We start from the raw sequence: 18424 nt of genomic DNA on the forward strand, positions 1-18424 counted from the left end.
TGCGAGGACGGCGCGGCGCGGGTCCCCGGCGGCGTCATGAGCGCGCTCACGGCCGGGCAGCTGATCTCCGAGCGCTACCGGCTGGACCGGCGGATCGCGGTCGGCGGGATGGGCGAGGTCTGGGAGGCCTCGGACACCCGCCTCGGCCGCAGCGTCGCGGTCAAGGTGCTCAAGGCCGACCTGTCCGACGACCCCGAGTTCCTGCACCGGTTCCGGATCGAGGCGCGCACGGTGGCGTCGCTGGACCACTCCGGCATCGCCGCGGTGCACGACTACGGCGAGGACGACGGCGTCGCCGGCGGCGGCCGTACGGCCTACCTGGTGATGGAGCTCGTCCGCGGCGAGCCGCTGTCCACCCGGATCGGGCGCGGCCCCATCCCCGGTGACGAGGCCCTGGACATCCTCGAGCAGGCCGCCCGCGCCCTGTACGCCGCGCACGAGCGCGGGTTCGTGCACCGCGACGTCAAGCCCGGCAACATCCTGCTGCGCACCGACGGCGTCGTGAAGCTGACCGACTTCGGCATCGCCAAGGCGGCCGACGCCGTCCCCGTGACCCGGTCCGGGATGGTCATGGGCACCGCCCACTACATCGCGCCGGAACAGGCGTCCGGCGAGGAGGCGGGGCCCTCCGGGGACGTCTACTCGCTCGGCATCGTCGGGTACGAGTGCCTGGCGGGAGTGCGCCCGTTCCGCGCCGAGAGCGCGGTCGCGGTGGCGATGATGCAGGTCCGGGACGACCCGCCGCCGCTGCCCGACGAGATCCCGGAACGGGTCCGTGAGCTGATCTCGTCGGTCCTGGTCAAGGACCCGACCCGGCGTTACGTCGACGGCGCGGAGTTCGCCGACGCGGTCGCCGCGGTCCGCCGCGGGCACCGCCCGCCGCCGGCCGGTATCCCCGCACCCGCCGGTGCCGCACCGGGCTTCCGCGGCGACGACGAGCCGTCCGCCGAACCGGACCGGCACGCGCGCCACGGCGCCGACGACGACCCGCCACCACCGGCTCCCGGCCGCGCCGCCGACACCCCGGCGCCTGCGGAGGACCCGGCGTCCTCGCCGCGGCACGGGATCGACGCCGGCCGGCCGGCCGGTCCCGGTGGCAGGCCGCCGACGGGGCCGGGCGCCCGGCCCGCGACCGGCGACCCGGCCGCCTGGTCCGGTGGGATGCGGGCACCCTGGCCCCAGGGCAGGCCGCGGTCGGGTCCGCTCCCGGTCCCGCCGCCCGGAACACCGGGGTACGGCTGGGATCCCGGCCGCGACCCGCAGCGCTCCGGCGTCCCGGGCGGCGCCCGGCCCGGGCACGCGCCGGCCGGCCCGCAGGCACCCGGCGCTCCGCGACCCGGTGCGCCGGGCCCGCAACGTCCGCTCCCCGCCCGGCCGCCGCTCGGCCGCCGCACACCGGAGCGGATGCCCGAGCAGCACCCGTCGGGGCCACTGGACCTGACGCCGAAACGCTCCGGACGCGTCAAGGCCTGGCTCGCGGTGCTCTTCGTACTCCTGACCGTCGCCGCCGTGCTGCTGGCGGTCATGATCCTTCGCGAGGCGCCGGGCGGTGGCCGGACCGACTCACTCGGCCCCGCCGCCGGTACCGTTGCCGTCGCCGAGGGGCGGGAGGCCGACCGTGCGGGACCGGCGGCCGGTCCCCGCCCGCTCGCCGCCGGCTCGACCCACGAGGGACCGGAGGTCCTCCGGTGATCCCGCCCAACAGGCGCTCCGGCGCACGTGACGAGTACACCGGCGTGCTCCCGCCTGCCGACCGGCATGATGGGTACGCCTCCGACCCCGGGAACCTGAACCGATGACGACACCGCGACTGCTGTCCGAGCGCTATGAGCTGGGCGAACCGCTCGGCTACGGCGGCATGGCCGAGGTCCACCGCGGCTTGGACACCCGGCTGGGCCGGGACGTGGCGGTGAAGGTGCTGCGTGCCGACCTGGCCCGGGACCCGCAGTTCCAGCTGCGCTTCCGCCGGGAGGCGCAGAACTCGGCGTCGCTCAACCACCCGGCGATCGTCGCGGTCTACGACACCGGCGAGATCGAGTCGGAGTTCGGGCCGCTGCCCTACATCGTCATGGAGTTCGTCGACGGCCAGACGCTGCGCGAGATCGTCAAGACCCAGGGCCCGTTGTCCCAACAGCGGGTCGTCGAGGTGCTGGCCGACGTCTGTGCCGCGCTCGACTTCTCGCACCGGCACGGGATCATCCACCGCGACGTCAAGCCCGCGAACGTCATGATCAACGGCGTCGGCGCCGTGAAGGTGATGGACTTCGGCATCGCCCGCGCGCTGGGCGAGGGCCAGAACGTCACCCAGACCGCCGCGGTCATCGGCACCGCCCAGTACCTGTCCCCGGAGCAGGCCCGCGGCGAGGCCGTGGACGCCCGGTCGGACGTCTACGCCGCAGGCTGCGTGCTGTTCGAGCTGCTGACCGGCGAGCCGCCGTTCACCGGGGACACCCCGGTCGCGGTCGCCTACCAGCACGTCCGGGAGGACCCGCGGGCGCCGTCCGAGCTGAACCCGTCGGTGCCGCCCGCGCTCGACGCGGTGGCGCTCAAGGCGCTGAGCAAGAACCCCGCCAACCGCTACCAGTCCTCCGCCGAGATGCGGGCCGACCTGGTCCGGGTGCGCAACGGCGAGCCGGTGCACGCGCCGCTGGTGCTGAGCGAGTACGAGCGCACCCAGATGATGGCGCACGACGACGCCACCGCGGCGATGCCGACCCGCCGGCTCGAGGGCGGCTCCGGTCCGCCGACCGGGCGGCACACGATGCCCCCGAACCAGGGGGCCTACCCCGACGAGGAACGGAGCGGCCGCCGGAAGAAGGCCGCCCTGTGGGTGGCGGCGCTCGCCGTGCTCGGCCTGCTCGGGTTCGTCGGGTTCCAGGTCTTCTCGAGCTCGACGCCCGACCAGATCACGGTGCCGGACGTGCTCGGCCAGACACCGGAGGAGGCCCGCGCCGCGATCACCAACGCCCGGCTGCTGGTCGACATCCAGAACCAGCCGTCGGACGTCGCGCAGGTCGGCAAGGTCGTGCGCACCGATCCCGGCGGTGGCAACCAGGTCGCCGAGAACAGCCGGGTGACGCTCTTCCTGGGGACCGGACCGGCCCAGGTGACGGTGCCGTCGCTGGCCGGGCGTACCCCGCAGGAGGCGGAGACGATGCTGCGCGAGGCCGGGCTGCAGCTGGGCGGGACGACCCAGCAGGACACCTCCGACACCAGCCAGATCGGCAAGGTCATCTCGTCCAGCCCGGGGCCGGGTGAGACCACCACGGGGAACTCCTCGGTCTCGATCGTGGTCGGGCGCGAGCAGCAGACGATCGCGGTCCCGGACGTGGCGGGCCGGTCCCCCGAGGAGGCCCAGGCGGCGCTGCGCGACAGCGGGTTCACCTCGGTGTCGGTCAGCCAGGTCGACGGCGGCGGTACCGCAGGCCAGGTGGTCGGGACCACCCCGGCCGCAGGCACCCGGGTCGCGAAGGACCAGACGATCACGATCCAGGTGAGCCGGGGCAACCAGTCGCAGATCCCGAACGTGGTCGGCCAGCGGGTGGACGACGCGGTCAACACGTTGCGCGAGGCCGAGCTGTCGTTCCAGATCCAGACCACCGACGTGTCGGACCCGTCGCAGAACGGCGTGGTGCTCGAGCAGAACCCGTCCGGCGGTTCGCAGTCCACCGACGGGCAGCGGGTCACCCTGACCGTCGGCCAGAACTCCGGTGGCGGCAACGACGGCGGTGGTGACGGCGGCGGTAGCGGCGGTGACTCGAGCGACCCGAGTAGCAGCGGATTCCCGTTCGACTGATCAGGAAGGATCGCGGCGTGCGCGTACTCGTCGTCGACAACTACGACAGCTTCGTCTACAACCTGGTCCAGTACCTGGCACAGCTCGGGGCCGAGCCGATCGTCCGCCGCAACGACGAGGTGGAGCTCGACGAGCTCGACGAGGTCGGTGCGGTGCTCGTCAGCCCCGGCCCCGGCACCCCGGAGCGGGCCGGGCGCAGCGTCGCGGTGATCCGCCGGGCCGCCGAGCGCGGTACCCCGCTGCTGGGCGTCTGTCTGGGCCATCAGGCGCTCGCGACCGCCTGGAACGGCGTCGTGGAGCGGGCCCCCGAGCTGCTGCACGGAAAGACCTCGCAGGTGTTCCACGACGACGTGGGCGTGCTGCGCGGGCTGCCGTCGCCGTTCACCGCGACCCGGTACCACTCGTTGACGATCGCTCCGGACGGGGTGCCGCCCGAGCTGGAGGTCACCGGGCGCACCGCGACCGGGTTGATCATGGCCGTACGGCACCGTGAGCTACCGGTCGAGGGCGTGCAGTTCCACCCGGAGTCGGTGCTCACCGAGGGCGGGCACCGGATGCTGGCCACCTGGCTGGGGCAGGCCGGGTATGTCGTCCCGGAGGCGCTCGTGACGCAGCTGACCGAGGAGATGGCCGGACTGGTCGCGGGCGTCTGACCCGGCCGGTCCGAACCGCGACCCGACCGTCGGTTCCGACCGTGTGACGCGACCGGCCGGAGATCCGCGCTACCGTGGTGGTGGATCTGTCCGGGTCGGCCGCTCCCCGCGTGCACCGCCCCGTCGCAGGTCCCGCCCCCGGCCGGCGCACCGGCCGGAACGCCAGTGTCCGCAACCGCAGTGTCCGCCAGCGACAGCCGATGAGGTCCGACCATGCCCAAGTCGAAGGTCCGCAAGAAGGCGGCGTACACCCCGCCGCCGGTCAGCCGTGTCCCGCAGAAGGTGGCCGGGCCGACCCATCCCGCCTACATCGCGGTCATGGTCGCCATGTGGGTCCTCGGTCTGGCCTGGCTCGTCGTGAACTATCTCGCCGGCCCGTCCATCCCGTTCATGGCCGCGCTGGGGAACGCCAACTTCATCATCGGCTTCTCACTCATCGTGGTCGGGCTGCTGATGACCATGCGGTGGCGCTGACCGGCGCAACCCGGCGTCACTTGTCCTCACTGTGGATGACGGTTGTGGACAACCTCACGTGAGCGCCCCGGGTGACCGGTCCGGTCGGCGGCGCTGGTCCACGCCGCTCGGCGCCGTCGTGGCGGTGTGGGTGCTGGCCGTGGGCGCGGCCGGCTGGCTCGCGGCGCTGGTCGTCACCGGCGCGGACCCGGCGGGCCGGCTGATCTCGGGGCTCGCCGCGCTCGGACTGGCGCTGGCCGCGGCGTCCGGTACCCGGGCGCGGCCACGGCTCGAGGCAGGTCCGGAGGGCCTCACCGTCCGGCGGCTGATCCGGACCCGGCACACGCCGTGGGCCCGGGTGGACGACGTCCGGGTACTGCGGACCCGCCGGTTCGGCCGCGAGTCCGCGCTGCTGGAGCTGGAGCTGCGGGATCCCGGCGACGGCGAACGGCTGGTCATCCTGGGCCGCGCGGAGCTGGGCGAGGATCCGGTGGACGTGGCGGAGACCCTGGCCGGGCTGCGCCCGCCCCGGTAGCGCCCGGCGGGGGCGGCCCCGGGTCAGAGGAATGCGGCCCCGGCGCCGATCAGCAGCAGGCCGAGCAGCGCGAGACCGGAGATCGCGACGATCTGGACCCGGCGGCGGTTCTGCGCCACCGCCCCCGGATAGACCAGGGCGGCGGTCACGGCGGCACCGAAGACGAGCCCGCCGAGGTGCCCCTGCCAGGAGATCTGCGGGATGGTGAAGCTGATGACGACGTTGAGCGCGATCACGCCGATCACCTGCCCGGCCGGCAGCTTCAGCCGGCGCAGCAGCACGAACAGCGCGCCCATCAGCCCGAACACCGCCCCCGACGCACCGGCGGTCGGGCCCAGCGGGTTGCTGAGCAGCATCACCGCAGCGGCCCCGCCGAGCAGCGAGACACCGTAGACGGCGACGAACCGGGCCCGGCCCAGTACCGTCTCGACCTCCCGCCCGATGATCCACAGGGCGAACATGTTGAACGCCAGGTGCAGCGGACCGACGTGCAGGAAACCCGACGTGACGATCCGCCAGTACTCGCCGTTCGCGACGAGCGCGGGGACGAGTGCACCCTCGGCGAACCACGGGGAGGCGAAGTTCCGGTTGAGGCTGCCCGCAGTGACCACCGTCAGCACGAAGACCGCCACGTTGGCGACGATCAGCCCGGGGACGATCACCGGCTTGCCGGTGCGGCTCGCACCGGCGACGTTGCGCCACCGCGGCACCGCACGCGCCGAGCCGGCCAGACAGTCCACGCAGTGCTGACCGACCGGCGCCGGGTGCAGGCACTCCGGGCAGGCCGGACGGTCACAGCGGGTGCAGGCCAGCCGGGTCGGCCGGTCCGGGTGCCGGACGCAGGCGGGTGGACCGCCGGGACCGGCGGGCGGCCGGGGCCCGGGCGGCGGTGCCGCTCCGGGCAGGCCCGGGTACGGCTCCCGGCCGGATCCGGGCCCGGTGGGGTCTCGTCGTTCGGTCAGGGCTGTCTCAGCTCCGCTCGATGTCGACCTTCTCGATGGTCACGTCGTTGAGCGGGCGGTCGGCCTGCCCGGTCGTCGTGTTCCCGATGGCGTCGACGACGGCGCGGGACTCGGCGTCGGCCACCTCACCGAAGATGGTGTGCCGGCGGTTCAGGTGCGGGGTCGGCCCCAGCGTGATGAAGAACTGCGAGCCGTTGGTGCCGGGGCCCGCGTTGGCCATCGCGAGGAGGTACGGCCGGTCGAACTTGAGATCCGGGTGGAACTCGTCGCCGAACTGGTAGCCCGGACCACCGCGACCGGTACCGGTCGGGTCGCCGCCCTGGATCATGAAACCGCTGATCACGCGGTGGAAGATCGAACCGTCGTAGAACGGCCCGGTGTCGCCGCCACTGGCGTTCGGCCCCGTGTAGTCCTTGCTGCCGTCGGCGAGCCCGACGAAGTTCCCCACCGTCTTCGGGGCGTGGTCGGAGAACAACTCGACCTTGATATCGCCCTCGTTGGTGTGCAGAACGGCCGTCGTCTTGGCGTTTTCTGGTTCCGTCACGGCTACCATCGTGCCAGTACGCAGCCGCATCCGTGGGAAGCAGGTCCGGATTATGAGAACCGACCGCAAGCGGGCGAAGGCCCGCAAGGACGCCGCCGAGGCGGTGCACACCCTCGCCGACGCCGGGCGTATCGCGAGCGGCGCGGCCGTGTCCACGGTGTCCGAAGCGGTGTCCGACCTGTCCGGTTCGGTCTCGCACGGGGTGGAGGACGCCCGCCGGGCGCTGGCGTCCGCGATCGACCCGACCCCGGCGCGGACCCGCCGCGCGCCGTGGATCCTCGCGGTGCTGATCCTGACCGGGCTCGCCGCCTACGCGTGGTCGACGCTGTTGCGCCGGGAGCGCCCGGTGGACCCGGGGACCCCGCCGCCGACGACGCCGCCGTCGGACCAGCAGATCCACGGCAAGCCGATCGGCCAGGGGCACGCGCAGGGCACCACGGGCTGACCCGGCCCGGCCCCTTCAGCGCAGGTCGGTTCAGGGCAGGCCGGTTCAGGGCAGGTCGGTCCGGAGCACGGCGCCGAGGAACCCGGTGACGGCGGCCTCGTAGCCCTCCGGGTCGGCGTTCCAGCTGCCGGTGTGCTCGGTGCCTGCGAACTCGCGGTAGGTCACCGGCCAGTCCAGACCGGGCGCGGCGGCCGCCAGGTCCCGGCTCAGCTCGACCGGGACGGCCGTGTCGCCGTCGCTGTGCAGCAGCAGGGTCGGCGGCCGGGACCCGGGCGGGTTGCGGACCAGGTCGAAGCGGTCCAGGTCGATCCCGATCCGGCGCTCGGTGAACCGCGCCGCCACCCCCGCCAGCGACGGCGGCAACGCACGGTTGCGGGCCTGGCGTCGCAGGGTGCGGCGCCAGTCGAGCAGCGGCGCGTCCCAGACGACGGCGGCGACCGAGTCCGCGAGCCCGGAGCGGCCGAGGAACGCCCCACCCACGGCGGCGCCCATCGACCAGCCGACCAGCACCAGCCGGCGGGCACCGTGTGCCAGCGCGTACGAGGCGGCGGCGGCGACGTCGCGCCACTCGGTGTCCCCGAGGTGCGAGCGGCCGTCCGGGGACTCCGGTGCGGCGCCGTCGCCGCGGTAGCTGACCACCAGCGAGGTGAGCCCGGCGGCGTGCAGCGCGGGCAGCGCGCGGAGCGCCTCCCGTCGCGTCCCGCCGCGACCGTGCACGCACAGCGCCCAGGTGTCCCCGTCCACCGCTGCCGAGGCCGGGGCCGGGGCCGGGACGAGCCAGGCCGGAGCCGGTCCGAGCTCGGTCGGGACCTCCACGTCGTCGAACTCCAGACCGCGGGCCCCGGGATCGGGGTCGTACGGCCCGGCGTCGAGCACCGCGGGCCCGGCCTCCGGAACCGGTCCGCCCCGCAGTTCACGCACCACTCGGCGCCGATCCCGTTCGAGCACCGGACCGACGACGCTCAGGCCGGCCGCACCGCGCAGCCCCCACACCCCGGGCTGCGCGGTCAGCCGGTTCCGCGCCAGCTCGACCGTGCGGTCCCCGGTCGCGAGCACGCGTTCGGGCAGTCCCGGGCTCGACGTGGGGTGCAGCAGAACCGTCGAGTAGTGCCAGCAGACCGCCGCGGCCGCTCCCCCGGCACCACCGAGGGCACCGGCGAGGACGCCGGCGGCGGCGTAACCGGCGGGCGGTCGGACGGTCGGGCTCACGGCTGCACGCACGCGGCCATCCTGCTCCCCGGCACGACCGTGCCGGCGCCGGTACCGCTCGGGCAACGCAGGGTGACGCTTGGGGCCCGCTGTACGTGCGAGCCCCCTATCAGGTTGCCACTCGTTCGAGTGAAAGCAGCGTTCATGATCGCTTCGGAGCGAAACCGGCCCACGGACGTGTCGTTGCGCAACCGAAGGCGTCCGCGTCTTCGCTCCCCAACCCCCATCTGTTCGAAAGGACGCGCGAATGAACTCGCTCGCCCGCAACGCGCTCCGGTTCTCCCTGGCCGGCGCAGGTATCGCCGTACTGGGTGCCGGTGTCGCCGGCCAGGCCTCCGCCGCCGAGCTCCCCGACCTGCCGGAGGTCCCCGACACCACGTCGCTGACCGACGCACTGCCCGCCCCCGACCAGGGCGGCACCGCCTCCGCCGGTGACAGCTCGGCCACCTTCGGCCAGCTGCAGACGCCGCAGATGGAGGCGTCCGGGCTGCCGGAGCTGCCCGCTGCCGACGCACTCCCGGGCCTGCCCTCGGCCGACTCCCTCCCGGGCCTCCCGTCGGCCGACTCCCTCCCGGGCCTGCCCTCGGCCGAGTCCCTCCCCGCCGGGCAGCACCAGGCCGACGAGGCCTCCGGCGAGGAGACCGGCGAGGCTGCCGCCGAGGACGAGCAGTCCGGTGACGAGCAGGCCGGCGACGACGCGGCCGCCTCCGACGACGCCGCTGCGTCCGAGGACGGTGCCGCCTCCGACGACGCCGCTGCGTCCGAGGACGGTGCCGCCTCCGAGGACGAGGCTCCTGCCGAGGACGGTGCGGCGGCCGAGGACGAGCAGGCCGCCGAGGAGGCAGGCTCCCCGCTCGACGCCCTGCCGCTCGACGCCCTGCCGATGGATGCCCTGCCGACGGACGCCCTGCCGCTCGACGCGCTCCCGCTCGACGCCCCGCCGCTGCCGGACGCCGGTGCGCTCCCGACCCTGGACATCCCGAACGTCATGTACGTCGAGGCGCCGACCGTCTCGTCCTGACCGCCGGTTCCACCCCGTTCGACGTCACGGCCGTGGACCTGCGGCCGCGCCGGTGCCGCACGGGACCGGCCCGAAGGCGTCAGCGCAGCCACGGCCGCCCGTTCCCCCTCCTGCTCGACCGTCCGAGCGGGCGCGGGACGGGCGGCCGTCGCCGTCCGTGTACCGGCGGTCAGAGTCTCCCGTGGCGTGGCCGCGGTGGCGGGGCAGGCACCACCGGCGCACGCACGATCAGCTCGTAGCGGTCGAAGTCGCCCTCGTCGTCCACCACGTGCCGGAGGAACCGGAACCCGGCCCGGCGCGCCACCCCGATGGAGGGGACGTTGTTCGGGTCGACGTCGATCGAGATCCGGCGCACGTCCCCGCGTTCGCCGAGGTAGCGGGCCGCCAGGCGCACCGCCCGGGTCGCGAGCCCACGCCGCCGGTACGCCGGGTAGATCCCGTAGAGGAGACCGGCGCACCGCATGGCCGGATCGAGCTCGACGTCGATGGTCCCGGCGAGCACCGACCCGCCGTCGATGCGGATCCCGAAACTGAGCTTGGGCCCGTCGTCGCGCCACCGCTCGATCGCGCGCCGCACGTGGGCCCGGACGGTCGCGCGGTTCCCCGGCCCGCCGCTGAGCCAGCGGACCAGTTCGGCGTCCTCACCAGCCAGGTGCGGCTCCACGTCGTCCCAGCCGAGCGGGCTGAGGACGACCACGCCGTCCGCCAGCGTGTTCGAAGGCCTGGGCACGACATTCATCCTGCCGCACCCCGTCGCCGTCCGTGACCGGGACCTCCCGCCGCGTTGCCCCGGACGGCGGGCTCAGGTCCCCGGTGATTCCCCGACCCGGTAGCGGAGCATCAGCGTGTCGTCACCGGTGACCACGCTGACCAGCCGCAGACGTGCCGGGTCCATCCCGGCACCCCGGGAGATCCGGTCGGCGTCCCCGGACACGAGGAACGGCGCCACGGTCAGGCGCAGCTCGTCGACCAGGCCGGCCTCGGCGAGGCTGCCGAACAGCGCCGGCCCGCCCATGCAGTTGATCCGGCGCAGCCCCCGGCGGGCGAGCTCGTCGACCGCGGCTCCCAGGTCCACCGCCTCGTCGCCGACCAGCACGACCTCGGCCCCCGCGTCCGCCCACTTCACGCGCAGGTCCTCCGGCGCGGAGGCGCAGGTGAGCACGATCGTCGGGACGAGGGTGTCGGTCAGTACCGGGGCGCACGGGTCGAGCGAGCGGCCCGTCGCGGTGACGACGGCCGTGGTCGGCACCTCGGCCAGCCCGAACCGCCGGCGCCGGTCCGCCATCCGGGCGTTCGGCCGAACCCCGGTGAAGCGTTCGGCGGCGGCGGTGCCGGCCGCGACCAGCACGACGTCGGCGAGATCGGTGCCCAGATGCAGCACCACCTTGTCCGGCGGCGTCGACAGGCCTGCCGAGAGCCCGTCGACCTCGACCGCTCCGTCCGCGCTCGCCACGAAGTTCACGCACACCGTCGTGGCATCGTCCGGGTAGGCGTACAGCCGCTCGATCGCCTCGGTCGTCAGCGGCCCGGCATCGGCGACCGGGAAGATCTGGTGGATCGGGGTCACGCGAGGAGCCTGACCGCTCGCGACGGGTTCCGCTCGCCGCGGACGGTGGCGACCATCTCGCAGGTCTCCCGGGTCGCCCGCGCCTGGTGCGCGCGGACCATCGCGACGCCCCGGTCGGCGGCGATCGCGGTCGCGGCGAGGGTGCCGGTGAGCCGCTCCTCCAGCGGGACCGCGAGCGACTCCCCGACGACGGTCTTGTTCGACATCGCGAGCAGCACCGGCCAGCCGGTCGCGACCATCTCGTCGATCCCGCGCAGCACCTGCAGGCTGTGCAGGGTGTTCTTGGAGAAGTCGATCGCCGGGTCGATCAGGACACCCGCGGCGGGCACGCCGGCGGCGACGGCCTTCTCGGCGAGCTCGACGGTCTGTGCGATCACCGTGCCGAGTACGTCGGCGTAGCGCGGCCGGTGCGGCTCGGTCCGCGGGGCGACGTGATCGGTGTGCGCGCTGACGTAGCCGGCGCCGTAGCGCGCCGTGACGTCCAGGATCGCCTCGTCGGCCGCGCCCCAGTTGTCGTTGACGAGATCGGCACCGGCCGCGCAGGCGGCGTCGGCGGGACCGGCGCGGAAGGTGTCGACGCTGATCACGACGTCCGGGAACTCGCGGCGCACCCACTCCACGGTGGGGACGACGCGATCGATCTCCTCCTGCTCGGTGACCTCACTGCCGGGGCTGGCCGGCACACCGCCGATGTCGATCACGTCAGCGCCCTCCCGGACGACCACGGCGGCCCGGTCCCGGGCGGCCTGCTCGGCGAACGTGATCCCGTGGTCGTAGAACGAGTCGGGGGTCCGGTTGACGATCGCCATGACCATCGCCCGGTCACGGTTCCAGGTGCGTCCGCGGAACGTCAGGCTCGGCACACGTCCTCCTCGCAACACGGCCGGGCTCCGTCGGCGGGCCCGGCTCGCACTCCATCGTGACCAGCGGGGCGACCGACCGGCCACCCGTGGGCGTCCGGTGATGCGCGGATCACCGGGCCGGGCCGAAGAGGATCTCCGTCGCCCGGGCCAGGATGTCATCCCGGGACCGGCCGCGGTGGTCCGCGACGAGGAAGTGGCTGCCGATCGCCGTGCAGAAGGCCAGCAGGCTGCGTGCCTCGATCTCGTCCGGGTCGGTGACGGACTGCCCGATCGCCTCGCGCAGCAGGTCCATCCGCCGGTTGTCGACCCGGCGCAGGCGCTCGGCGACGTCCGGGTCGCGCCGTGCCCAGTCGCGGACGGCGAGGTCGATCGGCAGCAGGCGGTCGTCGGAGAAGGTCAGCGCCCCGGCCCGGCGGGCCCGGGTCGCCGGCGACCCGCCCTCCCGCTCGACCCGCTCGAGCACGTCGTCGGTGGCCTCCCGCTCCCAGGTCTCCAACAGCGCCGTCAGCAGTGCCCCACGGTCGGCGAAGGCCCCGTAGAAGCCGCCCTTGGTGACGCCGAGCCGCTTGGCCAGCACCTCGACCCGGACCGCGTCGGGACCGGCGTCGGCGAGCGCGCGCAGGCCTTCCTCGATCCAGCGCTCGCGCGGCGTGCGCGTGACTCCCACGTCCCCACCCTCTATACGGTTCCGTATACATCCGCTACGGTCTCTCGTGTACGGCAGCGTATACGAGGGAGAAACATGACCATCGAGACCACCGGGGCGAGCGGCGGGCGGATCAGCTCGCCGGAGCACGCCGCGGTCCGCACCGACTACGCCGACCGGTTCGCGCTCGCGACCGGCATCGAGGCCGATCCGGAGCAGTGGGCCCGAGCGATGTTCGGCGACACCCCGGGCTTCTTCGGGACGGTCGTGTGGCGGGGCCTGCTGCAGCTGCGGCTGGAGCGCCGCCGGTCCACGGACACCGTCGCCGGCTGGCGGATCACCGCCCGGGACGAGGAATGGGTCCGGCTGGAGGCACGCTCCTGGTTCCTGAGCGGGAACCTGATCGTGCAGGTCGAGCCGAGCGGGGTGGCACTGACCACCGTGATCCGCTACGACCGGTTCCCGGCCCGGTGGTGGTGGCCGTTGCTGGCCCGGGTGCACCGGCGGCTCACACCCGGCGTGCTGGCCGAAGCGGCCGAGCGGTTGTCCGGCCACGCCGGCCGGTGACCAGGGGATCGATCGCTTGTTGTCGGTTCGACGAGAAGCTGGTTCCCGTCAGACCGACGGCAACCTGACCTCGCAGGTCATGGCCCGGCGGTGCGGCCTCGGCGAGGATCGTCGGACCCGGCCCCACGATCAGGAGGCACCCGTGCCCGCACCCGACCATGCGCAGCTCGTCGCCGCCATGCCGTTCGCCGAGCTGCTCGGCGCGACCGCCGTCGAGGCGACGCCCGATCGGGTCGTCATGACGCTGACCCACCGGCCCGAGCTCTGCACCGCCGGCGGGCTCCTGCACGGCGGGGTGCTCATGTCGCTGGCCGACTCGGCCGGTGCGCTGTGCGCGTTCCTCGGCCTGCCCGAGGGCGCGACGACCGCGACCACCAGCTCGCACACCGTCCTGCTGCGGGCGGTCCGCGGCGGGACACTCACCGCCACCGCGCGGGTGGTGCACCGGGGGCGCCGCGACGTCGTCGTCGAGACCGAGCTGACCGACAGCGACGGTCGCCCCGTCTCACGCACCACCCAGACCCAGGCCGTACTGCCACCCCGGGGGTGAGATCGACCGGGATGCCGGCCTCAGGTCAGGTGCATCCCGGAGATCGCGCGGGCGATGACGAGCTGCTGGATCTGCTCGGTGCCCTCGAAGATGTCGTAGATCTTCGCGTCGCGGTGCATCCGCTCGACCGGGTGCTCGCGCGAGTAGCCGGCGCCGCCCAGGATCTGGATGGCGCGCTCGGTCGACCACACCGCGACGCGACCGGCCTTGAGCTTGGACATCGAGCCCTCGCCCGCGGTGAAGGGCACGCTGTTGCGGCCCATCCAGGCGGCCCGGTGCACGAGCAGCCGGGCGGCGTCGATCTCGGTTCTCATGTCGGCGAGCATGAAGGAGATCGACTGGTTCTCGATGATCGGCCGGCCGAACGCGACCCGGTCCTTCGCGTACTCCAGCGCGTACTCGTAGGCGGCCCGGGCGATGCCGATCGCCTGCGCGCCGACGGTCGGCCGGGACATCTCGAAGGTCTGCATCGCGGCTGACCCTTTGCCCTGCACACCGTCACGCGCCCGCCCGAGCCGTTCGTCGAGCTTCTCCTTGCCGCCGAGCAGGCACGAGCCGGGGAGCTTCACGTCGTCGAGGAACACATCCGCGGTGTGCGAGGCCCGCAGCCCCATCTTCTTGATCTTGCGAGTGGACTCCAGCCCCGGCGTGCCCGGCGGGACGACGAACGCCGCCTGCCCCTTGCTGCCGAGCTCCGGGTCGACGACGGCCTGCACGACGTGGATGTTCGCGATGCCGCCGTTGGTCGCCCAGGCCTTCTGGCCGGAAAGCGTCCACTCGTCACGCGCCTCGTCGTACACCGCGCGGGTGCGCATGGCCGAGACGTCGGAGCCGGCCTCGGGCTCGGACGAGCAGAACGCGCCGACCTTCGGGGCGGCGGCGTCGCCGTAGCACTGCGGGATGAACTCGACCATCTGCTCCGGGGTGCCCGAGGCGAAGATCCCGGCCACGGCCAGGGTCGTCCCGAAGATCGCCATGCCGATGCCGCCGTCGCCCCAGAAGAGCTCCTCGTTGACCAGCGGCATCGACAGCCCGGTCTCGTCACCCCAGAACGACGCCAGGGTCTCGAAGTTGTAGAGCTCGATCTTCGCGGCCTCCTGCAGGATCGGCCACGGGGTCTCCTCGCGCTCGTCCCACTCGGCGGCCGCCGGGCGGACGACGTCGGCGGCGAACCCGTGCACCCACTCCCGCAGCTCGCGGTGCTCCTCGGACAGTTCGAACGAGGTCATACGGCGCCTCCCGGGCTTCTCGTCATGCGGACGGGATCTGGAACATGTTCTGCAGGGCGGTCGCGAAGCCGACGTCGCCGGAGACCTTGAGCTTGCGGGTCATGAACAGCGTGACCGGGTTGGCGTTGTTCGTGACGACCTTGAGGAACTCGGTGCCCGGCATGGTCAGCGCGGTGCGGGGGTCCTCGTCGGCGCCCTCGGTCACGGTGCAGGTGCCGTCGTGCAGGACGGTCTGGAAGCTGTCGACGACCCCGCCGTCCTTGATGTGCCAGTGCACGACCTGCCGGTTCCCGCCCGCGCCCTTCGAGGAGTAGAACTCGCTCATCCGGCCGAAGATCGCCTCCAGCACGGGCCGCCGGACGTCGGACGACATCACGGTCGCGAGCTGCTGCTTCGACGCGCCCTTCACCAGCCGCGCGAACAGCGACGGATCGACGGCCTCCGGGTCACCGTCGCGCAGGGCGGTGTTCAGCGTGGCGACCAGCTCCTCGTCGGACAGGGACTTCGGGTCGACGCTGCGTCCCAGTTCGTTGATGTCGACGGCCATCGCTCGCTCCACCTCGTCGTGGTTGTCTCAAGTGCCCGGTACTCGCAGTACCGACTCGGATGTGTCGCACCTTACCCAGGAGTAGCTACGGTGTCGAAGCCGACTGCCGCGGGGCCGAGGGCGTGTCCCGGCTCTCCGAGCGGGTACCCGTCGCGCATGGCGATCGCGACGACCAATCCGGCGACGGGTGAGACCGTCCGCGGGTTCGACGAGCTGACCGACGAGGCGCTGGAGCAGGCGCTGCAGCGTGCGCACGACGCGTTCCGCAGCTACCGGCGGACGAGCTTCGCCGAGCGGGCCGGATGGCTGCGCCGGGCCGCGGACATCCTCGACGACGAGACCGAGGAGCTGGCCCGGCTCGCGACCCTGGAGATGGGCAAGACGATCGGCGCCGCCCGGGCCGAGGTGGGCAAGTCCGCGCTCGGGCTGCGCTGGTACGCCGACAACACCGAGCGGATCCTGGCCGACGTCGAGTGGTCGCCACAGAACGCGCCCGAGGGGGCACGGGTGTTCACCCGCTACGAGCCGCTCGGCCCGGTGCTCGCGGTGATGCCGTGGAACTTCCCGTACTGGCAGGTGTTCCGGTTCGCCGCACCGGCGCTGATGACCGGCAACGTCGGCCTGCTCAAGCACGCCTCGAACGTCCCGCAGGTGGCACTGGCGATCGCCGACGTGCTGCGCCGGGCGGGGCTGCCGGACGGCGTGTTCCAGACGTTGCTGATCTCGTCCTCGCGGGTCGAGGGGATCATCGACGACGACCGGGTCCGTGCTGCCACCCTCACCGGGTCCGAGCCGGCCGGCCGTGAGGTCGGTGCCCGGGCCGGGCAGAACGTGAAGACCAGTGTGCTGGAGCTGGGCGGCAGCGACCCGTTCGTCGTCATGCCCTCGGCCGACCTGGACACCGCGGTCGAGCAGGGCGTGCAGTCGCGGCTGCTCAACAACGGGCAGTCCTGCATCAACGCCAAGCGCTTCATCGTCCACACCGAGGTCGCCGACGAGTTCGAGCGCCGGATGGTGGCCGCGTTCGAGGGACTGCGGGTCGGCGACCCGTTCGACGAGGACACCGACCTGGGGCCGCTCTCCCAGCCCCAGGGGGTGGCGGACCTCGACCGGCAGGTCCGCGAGTCGGTCGCTGCCGGTGCGCGGGTGCTGACCGGCGGGAAGCCGCTCGGCGGACCGGGCAACTACTACCCGGCGACGGTGCTCACCGACATCCCGGAGGGGTCGCCTGCCCACCGCCAGGAGCTGTTCGGTCCGGTCGCGCTGATCTTCCGGGCACGCGACACCGACGACGCGATCCGCATCGCGAACGACTCCCCGTTCGGTCTCGGCGGCAGCGTCTGGACGACCGACCCGGACGAGCAGGAGCGGTTCGTCGAGGAGATCGAGACCGGGATGGTCTACGTCAACACGCTCACCGCGTCGACGCCCGAGGTGCCGTTCGGCGGGGCGAAGAACTCCGGTTACGGCCGCGAGCTCGCCGACTTCGGCCCGACGTCGTTCGTCAACGCCAAGACGGTGTGGATCCAGTGATCCCGCCCGGCGCGCGTGCTCAGCTCTCGGGGGTGGGCCGGGCGACCAGGCGGCGGGACCGGTCCGGCAGCCGGTCGACGATCCGGCCGATCCGCTCGGTGGTGCCCTGCAGCGGGGCGAGCGCGTCGGCCAGCACGCCGATCTGACGGTCGAGGGCATCGATCCGGGCCGCGACCGACCGCAGGTCCGGTGCGACGGCGCCGAGCTGGTGCGCGGCCGCGGCCAGGTTCGCGTTGAGTGCCGCGAGCCGGGGGACGGTGCCGTCGTCCTCGCCGGCGGGGTCGGCGACGGCATCGGCGATCCGCTGCACCACGCCGTCCGTACCGATCGCTGTGGCGAGTGCCGCCAGGTCGTGCCGGACGCTCGCGAGTTCCGCCAGTGGCTCGACCGCACCGGACAACCGGGCCAGGTCCTCCCGGGTCCGGGCCAGCTCCTGCAGCGGCCCGACAGCCTCGGACAACCGCGCGAGGTCCTCGCGGGTCGACGCCAGCTCGCGCAGCGGCTCCACGGCACCGGCGAGCGCGGTCAGATCAGAACGTGTGCGGGCCAGCTCCTGCAGCGGCACGACCGCCTCGGCGAGCCGGGCGAGGTCGCCACGGGCGGCGGCGAGCTCCCGCACCGACGGGACCGCCCCGGTGAGTGTCTCCAGATGTTCCCGGGCCGACGCGAGCTCGCGCAGCGGCTGCACGGCGGTGGCCAGCTCGGACAACGACCCGGCAGCACCCGCCAGATCCCGCAACGGTTCGACGGCTGCGGCCAGGTCCCGCAGCGGACCGACGGCGGCGGCGAGCTCGTGCAGGTCACCCCGCACGGCAGCCAGCTCGTGCAGGTCGTCGCGCACCGTCGCCAGCTCGCGCAGCGGCCCGACCGCACCGGCCAGGGTGCCGAGATCCTCCCGCGCCCCGGCCAGCTCGCGCAGCGGGCCGGCCGCACCGGCCAGCTCCACGACGGCCGCCGTCAGCCGGTCCACCCGCTCGACGGTCCCGGGGTCGTCCCACAGGGCGGCGACGCGGCCGAGGACGTCGTCGAGCACCGGCGCGAGCCCGGTCAGCGCGACGTCCACACCGGCGATCCGGCTCGGCAGCGCCGCCACGTCGGCGGCCACGGCCGGCAGCGCCTCGACCGCGCGCGGTGCGTCGGCGAGCCAGCCGGGTAACCGGCGGCCGATCTCCACGGCGGCGCCGACGGTCCCGAGCGTGGCACCGATCAGCGTCCCGGTGATTCCCGCGGGCGACCACGGAGACGGGACGGGCGGCTCCGCCATCGCTCTCCTCTCCCCGCAGCAGGTCGTCGTCAGAAGGATC

Annotated in this window: 20 protein-coding genes; 10 read left to right on the forward strand and 10 right to left on the reverse strand. The window is 73.7% G+C overall.

Going from position 1 to position 18424, the window contains the following annotated elements; genetic code table 11:
* Nucleotides 1–36: 36 nt before the first annotated feature.
* The 5 genes from JOF36_RS41305 (at nucleotide 37) to JOF36_RS40660 (ending at nucleotide 5437) form a co-directional block, all read left to right on the forward strand.
* Complete coding sequence (locus tag JOF36_RS41305; RefSeq protein WP_372447356.1) at nucleotides 37–1692, forward strand: serine/threonine-protein kinase; 1656 nt, start codon at nucleotides 37–39, stop codon at nucleotides 1690–1692.
* A gap of 103 nt (nucleotides 1693–1795) precedes the next feature.
* The gene (pknB, locus tag JOF36_RS02250; RefSeq protein WP_210024774.1) at nucleotides 1796–3796 is read left to right on the forward strand and encodes a Stk1 family PASTA domain-containing Ser/Thr kinase; all 2001 of its coding nucleotides are present in this window, start codon (nucleotides 1796–1798) and stop codon (nucleotides 3794–3796) included.
* 17 nt (nucleotides 3797–3813) lie between these two features.
* Entirely contained in the window at nucleotides 3814–4449 is a 636-nt protein-coding gene (locus JOF36_RS02255; RefSeq protein ID WP_210024775.1) for an aminodeoxychorismate/anthranilate synthase component II, read from the forward strand.
* Nucleotides 4450–4662: 213 nt separating this feature from the next.
* Nucleotides 4663–4923: a cell division protein CrgA gene (gene crgA / locus JOF36_RS02260; protein WP_210024776.1), complete on the forward strand. Its 261-nt coding sequence runs from the start codon at nucleotides 4663–4665 to the stop codon at nucleotides 4921–4923.
* Nucleotides 4924–4981: 58 nt separating this feature from the next.
* A complete protein-coding gene (locus JOF36_RS40660; RefSeq protein ID WP_210024777.1) occupies nucleotides 4982–5437 on the forward strand; it encodes a PH domain-containing protein in 456 nt (151 codons plus the stop codon).
* A gap of 23 nt (nucleotides 5438–5460) precedes the next feature.
* Here the strand turns inward: JOF36_RS40660 and JOF36_RS02270 are convergent, their stop codons facing one another.
* Complete coding sequence (locus JOF36_RS02270; protein ID WP_307862175.1) at nucleotides 5461–6177, reverse strand: rhomboid family intramembrane serine protease; 717 nt, start codon at nucleotides 6175–6177, stop codon at nucleotides 5461–5463.
* 229 nt (nucleotides 6178–6406) lie between these two features.
* Nucleotides 6407–6952: a peptidylprolyl isomerase gene (locus tag JOF36_RS02275; protein WP_210024778.1), complete on the reverse strand. Its 546-nt coding sequence runs from the start codon at nucleotides 6950–6952 to the stop codon at nucleotides 6407–6409.
* 43 nt (nucleotides 6953–6995) lie between these two features.
* Here JOF36_RS02275 and JOF36_RS02280 point away from each other — a divergent pair, with 43 nt between their 5' ends.
* Entirely contained in the window at nucleotides 6996–7388 is a 393-nt protein-coding gene (locus JOF36_RS02280; protein ID WP_210024779.1) for a hypothetical protein, read from the forward strand.
* Nucleotides 7389–7433: 45 nt separating this feature from the next.
* Here JOF36_RS02280 and JOF36_RS02285 read toward each other — a convergent pair whose 3' ends face one another.
* Nucleotides 7434–8609 (reverse strand): alpha/beta hydrolase family protein, encoded by a 1176-nt coding sequence (locus tag JOF36_RS02285; RefSeq protein WP_210024780.1) that lies wholly within the window; start codon nucleotides 8607–8609, stop codon nucleotides 7434–7436.
* Between the two features lie 235 nt (nucleotides 8610–8844).
* Here JOF36_RS02285 and JOF36_RS02290 point away from each other — a divergent pair, with 235 nt between their 5' ends.
* Nucleotides 8845–9618, forward strand: a complete 774-nt coding sequence (locus JOF36_RS02290; protein ID WP_210024781.1) for a hypothetical protein — start codon at nucleotides 8845–8847, stop codon at nucleotides 9616–9618.
* A 169-nt stretch (nucleotides 9619–9787) separates the two neighbouring features.
* On the opposite strand, the gene JOF36_RS02295 is transcribed toward JOF36_RS02290, so the two are convergent.
* The 4 genes from JOF36_RS02295 to JOF36_RS02310 form a co-directional block, all read right to left on the reverse strand.
* Entirely contained in the window at nucleotides 9788–10348 is a 561-nt protein-coding gene (locus JOF36_RS02295; protein WP_210024782.1) for a GNAT family N-acetyltransferase, read from the reverse strand.
* A 72-nt stretch (nucleotides 10349–10420) separates the two neighbouring features.
* Nucleotides 10421–11185 carry a dihydrofolate reductase family protein gene (locus JOF36_RS02300; RefSeq protein ID WP_210024783.1) on the reverse strand — a complete coding sequence of 255 codons (765 nt, stop codon included), beginning with the start codon at nucleotides 11183–11185 and terminating at the stop codon, nucleotides 10421–10423.
* Complete coding sequence (folP, locus tag JOF36_RS02305; RefSeq protein ID WP_210024784.1) at nucleotides 11182–12048, reverse strand: dihydropteroate synthase; 867 nt, start codon at nucleotides 12046–12048, stop codon at nucleotides 11182–11184. The genes JOF36_RS02300 and folP overlap by 4 nt, the downstream gene beginning before the upstream one ends.
* A gap of 109 nt (nucleotides 12049–12157) precedes the next feature.
* Nucleotides 12158–12715: a TetR/AcrR family transcriptional regulator gene (locus tag JOF36_RS02310; protein ID WP_307862176.1), complete on the reverse strand. Its 558-nt coding sequence runs from the start codon at nucleotides 12713–12715 to the stop codon at nucleotides 12158–12160.
* A 75-nt stretch (nucleotides 12716–12790) separates the two neighbouring features.
* On the opposite strand from JOF36_RS02310, the gene JOF36_RS02315 reads away from it, so the two are divergent.
* The gene (locus tag JOF36_RS02315; RefSeq protein WP_210024785.1) at nucleotides 12791–13261 is read left to right on the forward strand and encodes a hypothetical protein; all 471 of its coding nucleotides are present in this window, start codon (nucleotides 12791–12793) and stop codon (nucleotides 13259–13261) included.
* A 142-nt stretch (nucleotides 13262–13403) separates the two neighbouring features.
* Nucleotides 13404–13811, forward strand: a complete 408-nt coding sequence (locus tag JOF36_RS02320; RefSeq protein WP_307862177.1) for a PaaI family thioesterase — start codon at nucleotides 13404–13406, stop codon at nucleotides 13809–13811.
* Between the two features lie 20 nt (nucleotides 13812–13831).
* On the opposite strand, the gene JOF36_RS02325 is transcribed toward JOF36_RS02320, so the two are convergent.
* Both JOF36_RS02325 and JOF36_RS02330 read right to left on the reverse strand, forming a co-directional pair.
* Nucleotides 13832–15040: an acyl-CoA dehydrogenase family protein gene (locus JOF36_RS02325; RefSeq protein WP_210024786.1), complete on the reverse strand. Its 1209-nt coding sequence runs from the start codon at nucleotides 15038–15040 to the stop codon at nucleotides 13832–13834.
* A gap of 22 nt (nucleotides 15041–15062) precedes the next feature.
* Nucleotides 15063–15587: an SCP2 sterol-binding domain-containing protein gene (locus tag JOF36_RS02330; RefSeq protein ID WP_210024787.1), complete on the reverse strand. Its 525-nt coding sequence runs from the start codon at nucleotides 15585–15587 to the stop codon at nucleotides 15063–15065.
* A gap of 156 nt (nucleotides 15588–15743) precedes the next feature.
* Between JOF36_RS02330 and JOF36_RS02335 the strand changes: the two genes are divergently transcribed.
* Nucleotides 15744–17120 carry an NAD-dependent succinate-semialdehyde dehydrogenase gene (locus tag JOF36_RS02335; protein WP_210024788.1) on the forward strand — a complete coding sequence of 459 codons (1377 nt, stop codon included), beginning with the start codon at nucleotides 15744–15746 and terminating at the stop codon, nucleotides 17118–17120.
* A gap of 19 nt (nucleotides 17121–17139) precedes the next feature.
* Here the strand turns inward: JOF36_RS02335 and JOF36_RS02340 are convergent, their stop codons facing one another.
* Complete coding sequence (locus JOF36_RS02340) at nucleotides 17140–18384, reverse strand: coiled-coil domain-containing protein (RefSeq protein WP_210024789.1); 1245 nt, start codon at nucleotides 18382–18384, stop codon at nucleotides 17140–17142.
* Nucleotides 18385–18424 lie beyond the last annotated feature (40 nt).

The organism is Pseudonocardia parietis (genome assembly GCF_017876315.1).
Taxonomy (GTDB): domain Bacteria; phylum Actinomycetota; class Actinomycetes; order Mycobacteriales; family Pseudonocardiaceae; genus Pseudonocardia; species Pseudonocardia parietis.

What these genes read in the sequence shown, in the direction of transcription:
- JOF36_RS41305 (WP_372447356.1), top strand. Translation starts at nt 37, where the DNA reads ATGAGCGCGCTCACGGCCGGGCAGCTGATCTCCGAGCGCTACCGGCTG.
- pknB (WP_210024774.1), top strand. Translation starts at nt 1,796, where the DNA reads ATGACGACACCGCGACTGCTGTCCGAGCGCTATGAGCTGGGCGAACCG.
- crgA (WP_210024776.1), top strand. Translation starts at nt 4,663, where the DNA reads ATGCCCAAGTCGAAGGTCCGCAAGAAGGCGGCGTACACCCCGCCGCCG.
- JOF36_RS02275 (WP_210024778.1), bottom strand. Translation starts at nt 6,952, where the DNA reads ATGGTAGCCGTGACGGAACCAGAAAACGCCAAGACGACGGCCGTTCTG.
- JOF36_RS02280 (WP_210024779.1), top strand. Translation starts at nt 6,996, where the DNA reads ATGAGAACCGACCGCAAGCGGGCGAAGGCCCGCAAGGACGCCGCCGAG.
- JOF36_RS02290 (WP_210024781.1), top strand. Translation starts at nt 8,845, where the DNA reads ATGAACTCGCTCGCCCGCAACGCGCTCCGGTTCTCCCTGGCCGGCGCA.
- JOF36_RS02315 (WP_210024785.1), top strand. Translation starts at nt 12,791, where the DNA reads ATGACCATCGAGACCACCGGGGCGAGCGGCGGGCGGATCAGCTCGCCG.
- JOF36_RS02325 (WP_210024786.1), bottom strand. Translation starts at nt 15,040, where the DNA reads ATGACCTCGTTCGAACTGTCCGAGGAGCACCGCGAGCTGCGGGAGTGG.
- JOF36_RS02330 (WP_210024787.1), bottom strand. Translation starts at nt 15,587, where the DNA reads ATGGCCGTCGACATCAACGAACTGGGACGCAGCGTCGACCCGAAGTCC.
- JOF36_RS02335 (WP_210024788.1), top strand. Translation starts at nt 15,744, where the DNA reads ATGGCGATCGCGACGACCAATCCGGCGACGGGTGAGACCGTCCGCGGG.
- JOF36_RS02340 (WP_210024789.1), bottom strand. Translation starts at nt 18,384, where the DNA reads ATGGCGGAGCCGCCCGTCCCGTCTCCGTGGTCGCCCGCGGGAATCACC.